This is a genomic window from Hominimerdicola alba (assembly GCF_900112155.1).
Taxonomy (GTDB): domain Bacteria; phylum Bacillota; class Clostridia; order Oscillospirales; family Ruminococcaceae; genus Hominimerdicola; species Hominimerdicola alba_D.
Window position 1 is genome coordinate 24707 of the sequence record NZ_FOKQ01000016.1, and the last position, 15867, is coordinate 40573.

Annotated in this window: 13 protein-coding genes and 1 other annotated feature; of the genes, 8 read left to right on the forward strand and 5 right to left on the reverse strand. The window is 46.9% G+C overall.

What is annotated here, in order from left to right; translation table 11 throughout:
• The first annotated feature begins 6 nt into the window (after positions 1 to 6).
• Positions 7 to 1377 (forward strand): phospholipase D-like domain-containing protein, encoded by a 1371-nt coding sequence (locus tag BM265_RS10080; protein WP_074961469.1) that lies wholly within the window; start codon positions 7 to 9, stop codon positions 1375 to 1377.
• Positions 1378 to 1437: 60 nt separating this feature from the next.
• On the opposite strand, the gene asnA is transcribed toward BM265_RS10080, so the two are convergent.
• The 4 genes from asnA to BM265_RS10100 form a co-directional block, all read right to left on the reverse strand.
• Positions 1438 to 2448, reverse strand: a complete 1011-nt coding sequence (gene asnA / locus BM265_RS10085; RefSeq protein ID WP_074961471.1) for an aspartate--ammonia ligase — start codon at positions 2446 to 2448, stop codon at positions 1438 to 1440.
• Positions 2449 to 2624: 176 nt separating this feature from the next.
• Positions 2625 to 2906 carry a hypothetical protein gene (locus tag BM265_RS10090; RefSeq protein ID WP_207646976.1) on the reverse strand — a complete coding sequence of 94 codons (282 nt, stop codon included), beginning with the start codon at positions 2904 to 2906 and terminating at the stop codon, positions 2625 to 2627.
• A gap of 154 nt (positions 2907 to 3060) precedes the next feature.
• On the reverse strand, positions 3061 to 4434 hold the full coding sequence (gene asnS / locus BM265_RS10095; RefSeq protein ID WP_074961474.1) for an asparagine--tRNA ligase: 1374 nt from the start codon (positions 4432 to 4434) through the stop codon (positions 3061 to 3063).
• A 368-nt stretch (positions 4435 to 4802) separates the two neighbouring features.
• Positions 4803 to 5036, reverse strand: coding sequence for a hypothetical protein (locus tag BM265_RS10100; protein WP_074961476.1), 234 nt, complete (start codon positions 5034 to 5036; stop codon positions 4803 to 4805).
• A gap of 192 nt (positions 5037 to 5228) precedes the next feature.
• Positions 5229 to 5494, reverse strand: a binding site (T-box leader).
• Between the two features lie 549 nt (positions 5495 to 6043).
• Between BM265_RS10100 and BM265_RS10105 the strand changes: the two genes are divergently transcribed.
• Positions 6044 to 6550, forward strand: a complete 507-nt coding sequence (locus BM265_RS10105; protein ID WP_074961478.1) for an AmiS/UreI family transporter — start codon at positions 6044 to 6046, stop codon at positions 6548 to 6550.
• A gap of 39 nt (positions 6551 to 6589) precedes the next feature.
• A complete protein-coding gene (locus tag BM265_RS10110) occupies positions 6590 to 7273 on the forward strand; it encodes a CAP domain-containing protein (RefSeq protein ID WP_074961480.1) in 684 nt (227 codons plus the stop codon).
• 326 nt (positions 7274 to 7599) lie between these two features.
• Here BM265_RS10110 and BM265_RS10115 read toward each other — a convergent pair whose 3' ends face one another.
• Positions 7600 to 9330: a GGDEF and EAL domain-containing protein gene (locus tag BM265_RS10115; protein ID WP_074961482.1), complete on the reverse strand. Its 1731-nt coding sequence runs from the start codon at positions 9328 to 9330 to the stop codon at positions 7600 to 7602.
• A gap of 613 nt (positions 9331 to 9943) precedes the next feature.
• Here BM265_RS10115 and BM265_RS10120 point away from each other — a divergent pair.
• The 5 genes from BM265_RS10120 to BM265_RS10140 all read left to right on the forward strand — a co-directional run bounded on the left by BM265_RS10120 (position 9944) and on the right by BM265_RS10140 (position 15854).
• Positions 9944 to 12259 carry an ABC transporter permease gene (locus tag BM265_RS10120; RefSeq protein WP_207646977.1) on the forward strand — a complete coding sequence of 772 codons (2316 nt, stop codon included), beginning with the start codon at positions 9944 to 9946 and terminating at the stop codon, positions 12257 to 12259.
• 14 nt (positions 12260 to 12273) lie between these two features.
• Positions 12274 to 13044: an ABC transporter ATP-binding protein gene (locus tag BM265_RS10125; protein ID WP_074961486.1), complete on the forward strand. Its 771-nt coding sequence runs from the start codon at positions 12274 to 12276 to the stop codon at positions 13042 to 13044.
• Between the two features lie 373 nt (positions 13045 to 13417).
• Positions 13418 to 14080, forward strand: a complete 663-nt coding sequence (locus tag BM265_RS10130) for a response regulator transcription factor (RefSeq protein WP_074961489.1) — start codon at positions 13418 to 13420, stop codon at positions 14078 to 14080.
• On the forward strand, positions 14077 to 15294 hold the full coding sequence (locus BM265_RS10135) for a HAMP domain-containing sensor histidine kinase (RefSeq protein ID WP_074961491.1): 1218 nt from the start codon (positions 14077 to 14079) through the stop codon (positions 15292 to 15294). The genes BM265_RS10130 and BM265_RS10135 overlap by 4 nt, the downstream gene beginning before the upstream one ends.
• A gap of 26 nt (positions 15295 to 15320) precedes the next feature.
• Positions 15321 to 15854, forward strand: coding sequence for a T6SS immunity protein Tdi1 domain-containing protein (locus tag BM265_RS10140; protein WP_074833168.1), 534 nt, complete (start codon positions 15321 to 15323; stop codon positions 15852 to 15854).
• Positions 15855 to 15867: the final 13 nt, after the last annotated feature.

Genomic DNA, 15867 nt, shown 5'->3' on the forward strand with positions numbered 1-15867 from the left:
ACATATATGAAAAAGAGACTTGCATCGGGCATTATGGCGGCGCTGATGCTTTGCGGCTGCGGTTCTGTAAAGAACGGCAGTGTGAAAGACAGCAGTTCTTCGGCGTCGGAGGTATTATCTTCCGTGGAGGAGTTATCCTCTGCAGGCGAGGTAAGTTCTGCTGTTAAGGCAGATGAAAGTTCTCAGGCGCGTGAAGTATATGTCCGTCCCGATATGCCCGCCCATCTCACGCAACAGCTTGATATCCTTGACAGGGCGGGTGACAGATTTTATCTGCTGACGAACAGCCGTTATCCCGTTTATTCCAATACCGAGGTAAGCTATTTCCCCACCGGGGAGAGCTTTTACGAAGCTCTGCTTGATGAACTGGCTCAGGCTGAAGAAACTATATTTCTGGAGTATTTCATAGTCAGGGACGGCGAGATGCTTGGCGGCATACTTGATATCCTTACAGAGAAGATAGCCGATGGGGTAGATGTAAGGCTGTTATGCGACGGATTTCAGCAGAACGATGCTTTCTGCGAAGAGATGAAAGGTTACGGCATAGACTGTCGGCTTTACCGCGAACCGGACCATGTAAGCATCAACGAGCGCGACCACCGCAAGCTGGCTGTAATTGACGGCAAGACGGCTTTTATGGGCGGTGTGAATCTGGCGGACGAATATATAAATGTGGATTCGCCCTACGGCAGGTGGAAAGATGCGGCCATACTTATGCGGGGCGATGCTGTGCGCAGCTGTACCGAGCTTTTCTTTGAGCAGTGGGATAGCGGCGCTGAGCTTGAAAACTCCGCTGAGTATATCGGCAGGGCGGAACCTGCTGATGCTGAGGGCTATGTAATGCCATACGGCGAATCGCCTTATGACGGGGTGGATGCGGCTCGGGAGATCTATCTGGAGATAATGGATTCGGCTGAGGATTATCTGTACATCACAGCGCCGTACCTGAACATAGATGACGAGGTGGAGGATGCGATATGCTCGGCGGCGGAGCGTGGCGTTGAGGTGATAGTGATAGTTCCGGGAGTGCCCGACAAGCTGTATATGGAGCTTATCGCGAGGACACATTATGAGCGTTTGGTGGATTCGGGAGTGAAGCTTTACAGGTTCACCCCGGGATTCATACATTCAAAGCTGTTCGTCAGCGACGACCGCGTTGCCACAGTGGGCAGTGTGAATCTCAACAGCCGAAGCTTTTACTGCGATTTTGAATGTGGTGCGGTGCTGACGAATGTTCCCTGCATAGCAGATATCAAGGCAGATATCCTTGACACTCTGGCGGAATGCGAGCTTATCACCGAGGAGAAGATCATCCCCCTGACACCGGGAGAAGAGGTTCGTGCGGCGATGATGGCGAATTTGAATGGGATGATGTGAAGGTCTGCGGAAAACAAAACCCCCGAAGCAAATCAAATGCTTCGGGGTAATTTTTATCTATCAAAGAAGAGTGATACCATTTTCAGCACACTTTTCGATCATGTCATCAGGCCAGATGCTGGACTGTACTTCGCCGATATGTGCCTTTTCAAGCAGGAACATACACAGTCTTGACTGACCGATGCCGCCGCCGATGGTGAGGGGCAGGGTTCCGTTGGCTATCATCTTGTGATAGTCATACTGCATCCTGTCCTCTGCATCAGCTTCTTTCAGCTGAGATGCCAGAGACTTTTCGTCAACTCTGATACCCATTGAGGATATCTCGATAGCGTTGTCGAGAACTTCGTCCCAGAAGAAGATATCACCGTTGAGTGACCAGTCATCATAGTCGGGTGCTCTGCCGTCGTGCTTTTCGCCGCTCTTCAGCTTGCCGCCTATCTTCATGATGAATACGGTCTTGTGCTCCTTGGTGATGAGCTTCTCGCGCTCCTTAGAGGTCTTGTCGGGGTACATATCTTCAAGCTCCTGTGTGGTGATGAAGAATACGTCCTCGCTTACAGTATTTTTCAGCTGAGGATATCTCAGGCTGACTTTTCTCTTGGTGTATACTATCGCCTTGACTACGCACTTTACAGTCTCTTTCAGGAATTCCTCGGTGCGCTGGTCACGTCTGATGACCTTTTCCCAGTCCCACTGGTCAACGAAGATGGAGTGCAGGTTGTCGGTATCATCATCGCGGCGGATAGCGTTCATATCGGTGTAAATGCCCTCGCCTGCCTGATAGCCGTAGCGGTAAAGAGCCATTCTCTTCCACTTAGCCAGAGACTGAACTACCTCAGCTTCGCCGTCTATCTCCTTGATATCGAAATCAACCTTGCGCTCAACGCCGTTGAGGTCATCATTTATACCGCTGCCGTGTCTTACGATAAGGGGAGCGGATACTCTATCCAGCATCAGCTGTATGGAAAGTGCCTGCTGGAAAACGTCCTTGATATATTTGATAGCGTGCTGAGTCTCTCTCAGCGACAGTGCCGGGGTATAACCCTCGGGCAGATAAAGTGATTTTGACATAAGTTCACTACCTTTCAATTCTTACAAAAAAAGAAAAGATGATCCGACCGCCTCATGCGACCGGAACATCTTCGTTCCTCATCTATGCATTTATTATACATCTAAAATGCACGAATGTCAAGAGGTTTGTTTATATTTAACGATATTTATTCTGTTTTAGGGTGACAGATCGGGATCTAAGCTGATGTTGTCCATTGGTAGAAAATATATTCCGATTCAGTTTCTACTCCTATCGTAATGTCATTCCATTCCGGCGGGATAATATAAACTGCATTTATGATCGGATCGTATGCAATACTTATACGTTGACTCATTTCAGCTAACCGGGATCTCATCCATTTCTTTTCTTCATCATCAATAGGTGTATATATCCTGTTTTTGTACATATCAGACCAATTATCACAAAAGTCCTCATGTGTCTCCAGATATATCAATGCTTTTGAAACGAAATCGTCCATTGAGGAGTGATCATTTTTTGAAGCTAAAACCATTAGTATACTTTGCTCGCCTGACGGCTTGTTGAAACAAAGGTGTCCGAAGTGTATTGCTATCATATTATCTCAACTCCAAATCCCGATCTATCGTATCAATAACACAAAAGTAAAAGAAAAATTATCTGATAGAACCAACAGTTCTGGGGAACATTATTACGTCTCTGATGTTCTGTACGCCTGTTACGTACATGATAAGTCTTTCAAAGCCCAGACCGAAACCGCCGTGGGGAACGGTACCGAACTTTCTCAGGTCGAGGTAATCGCTGTAAAGATCCAGGTTCATGTTTCTGTCCTTCATAGCGGCGATGAGCTTATCGTAATCAGCCTCTCTCTCGCTGCCGCCGATAATCTCGCCGACACCGGGAACAAGCAGGTCAACAGCTGCAACGGTCTTGCCGTCGGGGTTCTGCTTCATGTAGAAGCTCTTGATATCCTTGGGGTAATCGGTAACGAATACAGCCTTCTTAAATACTTTTTCGGAGAGATATCTCTCGTGCTCGGTCTGGAGGTCGCAGCCCCAGTCAACGGGATATACGAACTTCTCGCCTGACTTTTTCAGCAGCTCGATAGCTTCAGTATAAGTAACTCTGCCGAATTCGTGGCTGATGAGTTCTTCAAGTCTTGCTTTCAGACCTTTTTCAAAATGAGCATCAAAGAAAGCTATCTCATCGGGGCACTTTTCAAGTACGGTACCGATAACATGCTTTACCATATCCTCAGCTACCTCGATAACGTCTTCCAGCTCAGCGAAAGCTATCTCGGGCTCAACGTGCCAGAATTCAGCAAGGTGCTTGGGAGTGTTGGAGTTCTCGGCTCTGAAAGAAGGACCGAAGGTATATATCTTACCCATAGCGGTAGCAGCCATTTCGCCCTCAAGCTGACCCGAAACGGAAAGGCCTGCGCGTCTGCCGAAGAAATCAGCGGCATCGTAATCGTCCTCGGTCTTGTACTCGTTGGAATAGCCGATGGTCGTAACGCGGAACATCTCGCCTGCGCCCTCGCAGTCAGAACCTGTTATCAGAGGGGTGTTCACGTAAACGAAGTTTCTCTCCTGATAATACTGGTGGATAGCCTGAGCCAGTACGGAACGGATCCTCATAACTGCGTTGAAAGTGTTTGTTCTGCCGCGGAGATGGGGCATTGTACGCAGGAATTCCAGTGTGTGACCCTTCTTCTGGAGGGGATAATCCTGTGGGCAGTCGCCCAGCATAACGATATCAGCGGGAGTTACATTGATCTCAGCGGAGTTTCTGCCCTCTACCAGAGTACCTGTAACTTTCAGTGAACAGCCCACGCGAGGGAGATCCTTATAATCGGGATCGTCAGCCTTATCAATAACTATCTGTACATTTTTCAGTGAAGTACCGTCGTTGAGCTCAACGAAAGCAACGTTCTTGGAATTTCTGGAAGTTCTTACCCATCCGCATACAGTTACCTGCTGACCGATGAATTCCTTGTTTGTCAATACTTCTTTAATGTCTGTGTGTTTCATTTTTAATCCTCCTATTACTAATGGGGCTCTGCCCCATACCCCGCGCGAAGCCGCGGCGGATAAAGTTGCCGCTTCGTTCTCTACGCTCGTTCCTCGCTGCGTTCACTCTCGCGCCAACGCGCCGCGGGTCGCTGTTTGCCATGCTTTATTTAATTAGATTTTGCCCTCATGTCCCTCTGCGCACCTCCGCCCTCGCGCAGTAACTTGACCTGCGTTCACTTTCGTCACAAGAGGGGGTCGAGCTTTGGGGCTGTTTGCCATTATCCCTGGTTCTGCCCTATGTTCTCTCTGCCCTCGTGCTTTAGCTATACTTGATCACAGCACGCGTTGCGAATTGATCTCGGGGTGTTTTCTTTTTACTATGGACTTTACTCTGTCCTGAATTTAAGCTTGTGCGGTTCTGTTGCCCTTAGTTCGATATAGCCGCAGTTTCGGCAGACCATACATTTTGTACCTGACTGCACGGGTGCGGAAAGCACACCTTTTCTTGTGCGCTGAACTATGGGCTGTGAAGACATATATGTCAGAAAATATGCTTCGACCATCTCAGTTTCGCACCGCAGGCATTTTATTACTTTATTATCATTGTCGCTGTCGCTCATCAGCATCGCACTCCTTTTTGAGGTGATTTGTGTATCAGCCACGAGTTAAACACCGATGATACCGCCATTCATATATCCACGCACCAATTACATAAAAATACGCGAACTTTCCGTCCTGCCAACAATTAATGAACACACTAACGCTTCGCTTTTAGTGTTATGAATTATGAATTAAAAAATGCCCTCGTCCCAACACAGGACGAGAGCATAAGCTTCGTGGTACCACCTGATTTACACTGCTCGGTGCAGTTCACACTTAAAGTGCGATACTATTTTTATCCGAGCGTTGTCACTCTTATCCTCATAACGTGAGGAACACGTCTTTCCTACTTGGCTATATGCCTTTGGGTCTGCCGCTCACGGGTGTTATTCGCTTAGGCTCTGCTGCGCGGCTCCCACCTTTCCCGCGCTCTCTGTGAGTGAATACCAAAGTTACTTCTCCCGGTCATAGCGTTTCAAAAATATTGTGTACATTATAGCACTTTTCTTTTCGCTTGTCAAGGGGTTAAAGCAAAAATATTAGTGTTGGTGTTTAAGCTTATGCTGTTATTTATATTATGCGCTCATGTGGGGACTACTTTCCCTCATTCTGCGCTTGTTTGGAAATATATACCTCTGCGGGAGCTGCCGATATCCTGCCTCTTGTACAGTATAACACGCCGCTTCATATGCCGTGGTCATAGTCAGCGGCTGCCTGCCATCGTGCGTACAAGTCTGGATCATCATGAACATCCTTTTGAGGTGCTTTCTACTATCAGTGTTTTTGGCTGAAAAGTTGTACGTTTTTGTACAACTCTTGCAGAAATATGTCCGAGTTAATCTAAAAAACATTTATCTGCACAATGTCACACCTTTGGTTATGTCGGTTTTGCCGATAGTTTGGAAATAACTGTTAATAATAGATTCCTTAAAGGTTTTCTGAAAATGAAATTCAATGTTATTTTACGCACTGCCTTTACAATTGTAGTGAAATATACTATAATATGTACATAATTAGGAGGGATAATATGCTTGGAGTATGTTTACTGTTTGTAGGTATAGTCCTTATCAGCAACGGTGCTTGTACGCTGATGGGAACGGATAAAAAATCGGCGGCGGTGATAAACTTTTTTGTGGGCGGACTTTCCGTCTTCATAAACTTTCTTAGCCTTGTACGCGGAAATTACTATGCGGCGGGCACGGGACTGCTGTTCGGATTTACTTATCTGTTCGTGGCTTTCAATTCCGTATTCGGATTTGAGGGCAGACCTTTTGCGGTGTTCTCGACTTTTGTAGCTGTCAACGCAGTTATATTCGGCATTGTTGAGGGCATCACGGGTTCGGCGGCGCTGGGGATATCGGCTGACTGGCGCTGGGCTGTGATATGGTGGCTTTGGGCTGTTCTGTGGGGCAGTGCATTCGTCACCGACATTATGAAAAGGGATACGGGTAGATTCGTGCCGTTACTACAGATATTTGAAGGTATCAGCACGGCATGGATACCCGGAGTTATGATGCTTCTGGGCGTATGGTGATGCCCTAAGGCATCGCATATGTTACCGGGAGGGGTAAATATGTTCAAAAAGATGATCGCATTCGTTCTTGCTGTGGTCATGTCGGCAGGCTGTATTTCGGCGAGCGCTGCGACATTCCGCGGCGTGGATATCAACGGAGACGGCAAGATCAATGTCACCGATCTGGTGAAGATGGCGGCATTCGTCAAGGGCAAAAGGACGATCAGCGCCAGTGCTCAGAAAAAAGCCGATCTCAACAGTGACGGAAAGGTGAATGTAACCGATCTGGTGATGCAGGCGGCATTCATCAAAGGCGGCAAGACCAACGATCAGAAAATCAACAAGGAGCTGGCTGACGAACTGGCAGTTCTGGTGAACAAGGAACGCCGTTCGCGTGGGCTGAATGCTTATTTATATTCATCTGAACTCAGTGCGGCTGCCTCAAAGCGTGCACAGGAGATATCCAAGTCATACGGACACAATCGTCCTGACGGCAGAGAATGTTTTACTGTGCTTGCCGAATACGGCATATCGGTGACATCCGCGGGGGAGAACATAGCTTACGGATTTAATACCGCTCAGAGTGCGTGTGATGCTTTCATGAATTCCGCACCCCATCGTTCCAGCATACTTGATGCTAATAAGACCTACATGGGCATGGGTGCTTACCGCGCTTCCGACGGCACGGTTTACTGGGCTCAGCTGTTTGCTAACGGCAGCGGTATGTCGGGTAAGCAGGTTTAGTGCTGTGGTGCGGCTATAATTTTGTATATGATTTGAGCGTGGACTTTGGATAGTTCACGCTCTTGTTTTTGTGGTGGGTTGTGAGATAGTCGGATATTTGCTATGTGAGGAAGTTTGCTTTTCTCTTATTGTTCGCTGTGCATTTTGTTTTCGCGCCTTGGTGATTGAGGGCTCTGCCCTCAATCTCCCGCAAGCCTGCTGGCGCGAGGCATATGCCGACGCAGTCGCATAAACCGCGCGCTTTGATTCGCGTTATAGTTTTGTTGGGGGCGCTGGTTTGTTTTCGCGAAAAGCTTGATCAAAAGCTCCCCTCGCGTCATTGGCGCTTATTTTTCCGTCTCCCATTCAAGACCTTTGGCACAGGTCAATGCTCTTGTTTCCTGCATTGGCATCGGCTTACCGAAGTAGAATCCCTGGGCAAGCTCACAGCCCGCCTTTTTCAGAAATTCATAGTGTGCAGTAGTTTCAACACCCTCGCACAGGGGCTGAAGACCCATACCCCTTGCACCTTCCATGATATAGCACATAAGGGTTCCAGTTTTGGGATTGCGGTCAAAGCTTCTCAGGAAGATGAGGTCGAGTTTGAGTACATCGAAATCGTACTCGGCTATGGTATTCAGCGAAGAATACCCGCTGCCGAAATCATCCAGCCATATCCGGTAGCCCAGTGCTCTCATCTTTTCACATTCGCTTTTGATATAGCCCACATTATCGTTAAGGGCACTCTCGGTTATTTCGATATCCAGCATATCTCTGGGCACATCGTACTCAGCCCTTGTTTTCTCGATTATCCCGAAGATATCGCAGAGTTCAAAATCCAGCCTTGAGATATTCAGGGATACGGGCACAACAGGTTCGCCCGCTTCAACGAGGGCTTTATAGTCCATGCACACTTTTTTCACCACGAACCTGTCAACTATATGTATCAGGTGGAACTGTTCGAGGGTCTCGATGAAATCCCCCGGTGAAAGCAGACCTACCTTGGGGTCTTTCCAGCGGACAAGGGCTTCATATCCGCATATCTTCCCTGTTTTCACCCTGATGACCGGCTGATAGAACACTTTAATATAATCCTTTTCAACAGCTTCATCGATATGGTCCACCACGTACTGCTGTCTGCGCAGACGTTCTCTCAGCATTTCGTCATATATGCAGTAGTTGACATCGTGCCTGCTTTTTACGCTGTTGCAGGCAAGTCTTGCGTGGTCACAGGCAAGGCCGACTTCGGGATAGCGGTCATCAAGGAAATATATGCCTGCCTTTACCCTGACCTTTTTATTCAGGTCTTCGGTCAGCAGCATACGCTTATATACTTCTTCCACGCGGGCGATGACTTCATCCCTTTCAACGGTATCGCAGACGAAGAAATGATCGTCGGAGAACCTGGCGACAGTCGCGCCCTCAAAGGTCTCGCTGATGGTCCTTGCCAGGTCGCACAGCAGTTCATCGCCAAGCTTGAAGCCGTGACGCTCGTTGTACAGCTTGAAATTTGGGATATCGAACTGCACGAAGGAAAGATCCTGCCGCCTGCCGTAAGGGAACTGAAGCATATTCTGGATCTTCTGGTAGAAGAAAGACATATTGAACAGCCCTGTCAGCGGATCGGTCTCCTGATCTGCCGAGAGTATCTCTGCTTCGGCATAAGAATTTCTGCTGCGGTTGAAGTACTCATTTTTATCAACATCGACTATGAAAACATAGTAAAAGCTCCTGCCGTTCTTCCAGTGCAGGATATGCCCGAAATCTTCGATATAACGCACTTCGCCGTCACGGGTAAGTATTCGGTAGCGAACGTAGTCATGGCGTTTTTCGACGAATACGGTCTGCGCCTTGATCTGGTTCTCTATCTTTTGCAGATCATCGGGATGCACCATACCCTTGAATGATCCGCCCACATGGTCAATAAACTCCTCATAGTCATCACAGCCATACAGATGTACTATGTTCTTATCCGCAAACAGTATTCGCTCATTGCAGTCGGCTTCGTATATAAAGAACCCGCCGGGAAGCCCCGTGGGTATCATACCCTCTTCAAGCTGATAGAAAGTCTCTTCCAAAACAAATTTCCCCTTTCTGCCATACTTTATAAAAAACACAAGATCAGTAAATCGCTGATATATAGTAAACGACATGAATTTATATGTCGTATTCCATGAATATATAATAACAGAAAATTCAAATAAAATCAAGATATTATCAAAAGTTTGTATAATATTTCCACATAAATCTCTTCTATTATGTATATCCTGTTGCATGGACACGGCATTTATACTTGGAATGTAGCCGCGCGGACTTTACATTTGCGTAAAAATGTGATAATATTATTGATATATGATATCCTGCTTCTTTGTCCTTTTTCGGGCTTTTTCATGAGTTAAAGATTATTTTAGAATTGATATGCTATCATATAGACACAGAAAAGGACAGTGCATTCGGTCAGCGCGGACACAATACTGTGCAGACCAAGCACAAGACAATAGACCTGTCCCCTAACCCATCGCCTCACCCCTGACAAAATCTTTTACCATGCTGCGTCGTCGTCATTCTAGCATCATGGCAAAATCTTTTGCCATGGGGCACACGCAGGGTTAGTGGACAGGTCTAATAGAAAAGGGGCAATGAATCATGTTTTTCAGAATTTTAAAAAAAGACCTGAAACGAAAAAAGACGATGAATATCATACTGCTGCTGTTCATCATACTCTGTTCGATGTTTGCGGCGGCGAGCGTGAACAACATCATCGCGGTAACAGGCGGTATCGACCATTATTTTGATATGGCAAACGTGCCTGATATCAGTGTTACGCTGAGCAAGAAAAATGATGAGTTTGAAAAGGAACTGAATGAGCTTTCCTCGATAAAGGAGATAAAGACCGAGAAATATTTTGAGATCACAAGCTCAAAGTCATTTATACACAACGGCGTAAGGCTCACAAATTTCATCAATCCAGCAAACCTGTTAGCCGATACCGAAATGGCGCTGAACTATTTCGATAAAGACAACAACATCATCGAAAGTGTTGAAAAGGGCACATTCTATGCTACTATCCCCTTCACTGACGACACTGATATCAAGGACGGCGATGATGTTACCGTAAGGCTTGACGGAAAAGAGCTTACCCTAAAGTATATGGGCTATTTCAAGGGAGCATTATTCTCCACAGACCCCTCTGCAGGCCCGATGCTTCTTGTCAATCCTGCGGATTATTCCACACTGGAAGAGTACGGCGCTTCGCAAAGTTTGCTCGGTGATGGAAAGAGGCTGTATATAAATACAAGCGATACAGATGCCATAGAGGAACTTGCAGATCAGTATGACAGCGTATATGCTTCAACAAGAGAGCAACACAGGAGCCTTTATCTTTATGATATGCTGACGGCTTATATCATGATGGCTATAAGCATAGTGCTGATGATAACCGCATTCGTTGTGCTGAGGTTTACAATAGGCTTTACCATAGCTGAGGAATTCCGTGAGATAGGTGTTATGAAAGCTGTGGGTATACAGAGCGGCAGCATACGCGGTATGTATATCATAAAATATCTTGCCATATCCGTTGCAGGTGCGCTAATAGGATTTATCTGTTCGATGCCCCTGCAGGATATGATGATGAAAACAGTATCCAAAAACATGGTGCTTGGCAGTGAAAACGGCTCGGTAATGGGAGCTGTGAGCTGTGTGGGCGTTGTGACTGTGATACTTATATTCTGCTATATTTGTACACGCAGGGTGAAGAAGCTTTCACCTATTGACGCTGTGCGCAACGGTCAGACAGGTGAGCGATTCGGCAGAAGAAGCATGATACATCTTGGCAGTTCAAAGCTGCCCTCAACAGGCTTTATGGCACTCAACGATGTTATGAGTGCGCCTAAGAGGTTCGGGCTGATAACACTGATATTTGCACTTTGTATGCTGATAGTTACGCTGATGTCAAACTTTGCACTGACCCTCAAAAGCGAGAAGATACTGTGGGCATTTACTATCCCCGAAAGTGAAGCGCACATAATGGACGCTGAGATGATCGGAAAAATGTTCGGCGATGATAAAGATGCCTGCAATAAACTGATCTCAGACGTAAGCGATACCCTTGAAAAGGAGGGTATACAGGGACAGGTATCTGTATCTCTCGGAAAGAACTGCAAGTCATATTACAATGACAAGACCGCTGATTTAACATACTGGGTGAACAAGGGTGAAAATATCAGCAAGCCCCGCATAGATGAGGGCTGTGCGCCAGGCAAATCAGATGAGATAGCGCTGACAGGCTATGCCATGGATGATCTGGGTGCGGGTATCGGCGACCGCATAAAAGCCGATTTCGACGGCGAAGAAAAAGAATTTCTCGTAACGGGAAAGTTCTCCACATTTATGGGCAGCGGTCACACGGCGCTGTTATATAATGATGTAGAGTTTGCTTCTCCCAACAGTTCCAGCGGAATACAGATACATTTTGACGGTTCACCCGACAAGGAGACCATCAATAAAAATATCGACAAGCTGAGAGAGGTATTTGATACCGACAAGATATACAACACATCGGACATGATAAAACAAATGACAGGTATATCGGATACTCTCAACACCATCAAGAAAATGATGATGATACTTACTGCCATAGTTACAGCCATGATAGTTGTGCTTATGGAGAGAAGCTTTATCTCAAAGGAAAAGAGCGAGATAGCACTGATGAAAGCGGTTGGCGTATCAAGCAGGAGCATAATCGCACAGCACACGCTGAGATTCGTTATGGTCTCGGTGATCGCCTGCATAGTATCTCTGGCGGTACTTATGCCAATAAGCAATATCATAATGGATTTTGTATGCTCAATGATCGGTGATATCTCGGGTATGAAATGCGATATCGACCCCATAGAGATATTCGTCATCTGCCCCATAATGCTTATACTTGTAACGACTATCGGTGCTATGCTGACTGCACTTTACACAAGAACTATCAGGGCGAGTGACACAGCTTCCATCGAATAAGGGAGGAAACCTAAATGAAAACTGTTTTGCAGGCGAAAGGTCTTTGCAAGACTTACATAGTGAACAAGCGACAGAACAATGTACTGAAAAATATCGACCTCACCATTGAAGAGGGGGAGATGGTGGCAGTGATGGGTCCGTCGGGCTCGGGTAAAAGCACACTGCTTTACTGCCTTTCGGGTATGGACAGAGTAACTGCGGGCAAGGTGGATTTCTGCGGAAAAGAGATAACGGAGCTGAACGAAAAAGAACTGGCTTCCCTGAGACTTGATGAGATGGGATTCATATTTCAGCAGATGTACATGATGAAAAATCTTTCGGTGCTGGATAATATAATCCTGCCTGCGGTAAAGTCAAAGAAGAACAGCGAGAGCCGCAAGCAGACCGAGGAAAGAGGACGTGCCCTGATGCGCAAGCTGGGCATAGATGATATCGGTAACAACGATATCAACGAGGTATCGGGCGGACAATTGCAGAGAGCCTGCATTTGCAGGAGCATGATAAATTCTCCGAAAATGATATTTGCTGACGAACCCACAGGCGCTCTCAACCGCGCGACATCGGACGAAGTTATGGACGAGCTGACCAAGCTCAACAGCGAGGGCACCACAGTTATGTGCGTCACCCATGACCCGAAAGTTGCCGCAAAGTGCAGCAGAGTCCTCTACATAGTGGACGGCGGTATCGTGGGCGAAAAAATGCTCGGCAAGCTGGGCGAAAGCAAGGAAACTCTGCGGGACAGAGAAAGAGACCTGAACAACTGGCTGATGGAACAAGGCTGGTAAAAAAATCCCCCGCCGACTGTTGCCGGGAACGTTAGTTTATCCTAAGGAGTGTGGGACTTACTGGGGAAAACCTTTCTGAAGAAAGGTTATTCCCCAGACCCCTTTCCAAAGACTTCTATTTCTTTTTGGCAGGGGGCAGCTATTTCTATAAAGCGAAGTTAGTGACCGTACAAAGTGAACTATATAAAGATATCTGCCCCCTGCCAAAAAGAGTTAAAAGTTTTCGGGGATGGAGTCAACATCAGCAAAGCTGATGTTTGAAGAGGACCCTTTTTCAAAAGGGTCTTCCTCAATAAAACCCGCAGTCCCTAGGATAAGCCGACGTTTTCGGCAATGGACGGCGCGGGGGATATTATGCTTTAGGGGTGGTATTATGACTGATATACTTATAGTTGAAGATGACAGGGAGTTATCCTCACTTTTGACGGATTTTCTGCGGGCTGAGGGATATACTGTATCGGCGGTGGACAGCGGTGACAGGGCTATACAGCTGTTTGAGAGGTATGGTGCGAAGCTTGTGGTGCTGGACATAAATCTGCCTGATGTGAATGGGTTTGCGGTATGTTCAAAACTTCGGGAACAGGCTGACACGCCGATACTGATAGTCAGCTGCCGCACGGACAAGGACGACAAGCTTATCGGCTTTGACCTTGGGGCGGACGATTATATCGAGAAGCCTTACGACATCGATATACTGCTGGCGAAGATAAAGGGCATATTCAAGCGGAGATATCAGGTGGATATACTCTGTGCGGACGGTGTCACCCTGAACCTTGCTGACCGCACTGCGGAGATAGACGGCGAAAAGACCGAGCTCACGGTGAAAGAATTCGACCTGCTGACACTGCTGGTGCAGAACAAGGACAAGGTCATGAAAAAGGAGTACCTCTTCAACAGCGTGTGGGGCAGTGACAGCGATTCCGAGATGCAGACCCTCCATGTGCATATCAACCGCCTGCGGCAGAAGCTGGGTGACGACCCTAAAAATGCAAAGCGCCTGCTGACGGTGTGGGGCGTGGGGTATAAGTTCGTATGAGTACCTTCAAGAAACTCATAATTGCTGTAACTGCGCTGTTCATATTACTCACGGTGATCTTGAATATGGCGCTGATAAGGCAGGCTGATTCTCCCACAGGTATTTACCGCGTGGAAGCGAAACGGCTGGCGGATGATATCGAGGAAAGGGGCAGTTATGACCTCAGCGATTACCCTCACCTTACGGGAGTTTTCACCGAAGATGACGGCGACCTTTATATTTCGGACGAGCAGTATGTAATCATCGAGGCGGCTGGCAGGCTTTATCGCGTGGAATATAATACCTCAGACTACAGATCATGGCTGCTGCTGATAAACGGCGCACTGGCTGTGGTACTGTTGATGCTGTTCATACTTTTTAGGTATATCCGCAGGAATATCATCCTGCCTTTCGGTCGGCTGAACGATGTTCCGCAGGAGTTGGCGAGGGGAAATCTCGCGGTGCCGATACCCGAGGAGAAAAGCAGATTTTTCGGAAAATTTACCTGGGGCGTGAATATGCTGAGGGAAAGCATCGAGGAAAACCGAACCAAGGAGATATCCATGCAGAGGGATAAAAAGCTACTGCTTCTGTCACTTTCCCACGATATCAAAACTCCCCTTTCTGCCATAAAGCTGAACGCCAAGGCGCTGGCGAAAGGTCTTTACAAGGACGAACAGAAACAGCGTGAAGCGGCTGAAAGCATCAACGCCCGCGCCGATGAGATAGAAGGATTCGTCAGCAGGATAACCAAAGCTTCAAGTGAGGATTTCATGGATTTCGAGGTACATATGGGTGAGGAATTCCTCAGCGTGATACTTTCTCGCATAAACGAAAGATATGCACCTCAGCTGAATATCAGCAGTACGGAATTCGTGATAGACGATTACGATGATTGTATCCTCAGCTGTGACGGCGACAGGCTGGCGGAATGTTTGCAGAACCTCATCGAGAATGCCATAAAATACGGTGACGGCAGGCTTATCGAGATATGCTTTGATACCATGGACGGCTGTAAACTCATCACGGTGAAGAACACAGGCTGTACCCTTGAAGCAAAGGAACTTCCCCAGATATTTGAAAGCTTCCACCGCGGCAGCAATGCCGAAAAAGCCAAGGGCAGCGGACTGGGACTTTTCATCTGCCGCAAGCTGATGGCGCTTATGGGCGGCGAGGTATATGCGGATATCAAGGACGAATGCTTCCTTGTAACGCTGGTGGTCAGGCTTGCATAAAAATAATCGAGACAGGAGAAAATATCATGATTGAAGATTTTGTAAAAGTAAAAGACGTAGACAAAGAGACCATAGAGAAGTACCGCGGCAAACTGCCCGATGAATATCTGGAGATATGGCAGGAACATGGCTACTGCACATTCTATAACGGCTATCTGAAGATAATTGACCCCGAAGAATACCAGGCGCTGATTGAAAGATCCTATTTTATGGGGAACGTTTCGATACCTATAATGGCAACAGCTTTCGGTGATATTTTAACATGGGAGAAAGACAATTATGTAGGCATCGTCAAATACAGATACGGTGACAATGATATTATAGAATCGGGCTTCAAGTACTTTATGATGGATCTTGAGTTCGGTGAACTTGATGAAGAATTTTTCACTATCGAACAATACGATGAAGCTGTAGAAAAATACGGCGAACTTGAATATGACGAATGTTTCGGGTATGTTCCTCTACTTGCACTGGGCGGAAATGAATCTGTAAACAACCTGAAAAAAGTGAAGATGAAAGAACATATAGCACTCATCTATAACATGGTCGGTGAGATATAAGATATCTGCCGAT

Excerpts from the sequence above, each read along its gene's own strand:
- BM265_RS10105 (WP_074961478.1), top strand. The coding sequence starts at position 6,044 with ATGCTTGGAGTATGTTTACTGTTTGTAGGTATAGTCCTTATCAGCAAC.
- asnS (WP_074961474.1), bottom strand. The coding sequence starts at position 4,434 with ATGAAACACACAGACATTAAAGAAGTATTGACAAACAAGGAATTCATC.
- BM265_RS10110 (WP_074961480.1), top strand. The coding sequence starts at position 6,590 with ATGTTCAAAAAGATGATCGCATTCGTTCTTGCTGTGGTCATGTCGGCA.
- BM265_RS10100 (WP_074961476.1), bottom strand. The coding sequence starts at position 5,036 with ATGAGCGACAGCGACAATGATAATAAAGTAATAAAATGCCTGCGGTGC.
- BM265_RS10090 (WP_207646976.1), bottom strand. The coding sequence starts at position 2,906 with ATGGACGATTTCGTTTCAAAAGCATTGATATATCTGGAGACACATGAG.
- asnA (WP_074961471.1), bottom strand. The coding sequence starts at position 2,448 with ATGTCAAAATCACTTTATCTGCCCGAGGGTTATACCCCGGCACTGTCG.
- BM265_RS10140 (WP_074833168.1), top strand. The coding sequence starts at position 15,321 with ATGATTGAAGATTTTGTAAAAGTAAAAGACGTAGACAAAGAGACCATA.
- BM265_RS10125 (WP_074961486.1), top strand. The coding sequence starts at position 12,274 with ATGAAAACTGTTTTGCAGGCGAAAGGTCTTTGCAAGACTTACATAGTG.
- BM265_RS10120 (WP_207646977.1), top strand. The coding sequence starts at position 9,944 with ATGAATATCATACTGCTGCTGTTCATCATACTCTGTTCGATGTTTGCG.
- BM265_RS10080 (WP_074961469.1), top strand. The coding sequence starts at position 7 with ATGAAAAAGAGACTTGCATCGGGCATTATGGCGGCGCTGATGCTTTGC.
- BM265_RS10130 (WP_074961489.1), top strand. The coding sequence starts at position 13,418 with ATGACTGATATACTTATAGTTGAAGATGACAGGGAGTTATCCTCACTT.
- BM265_RS10135 (WP_074961491.1), top strand. The coding sequence starts at position 14,077 with ATGAGTACCTTCAAGAAACTCATAATTGCTGTAACTGCGCTGTTCATA.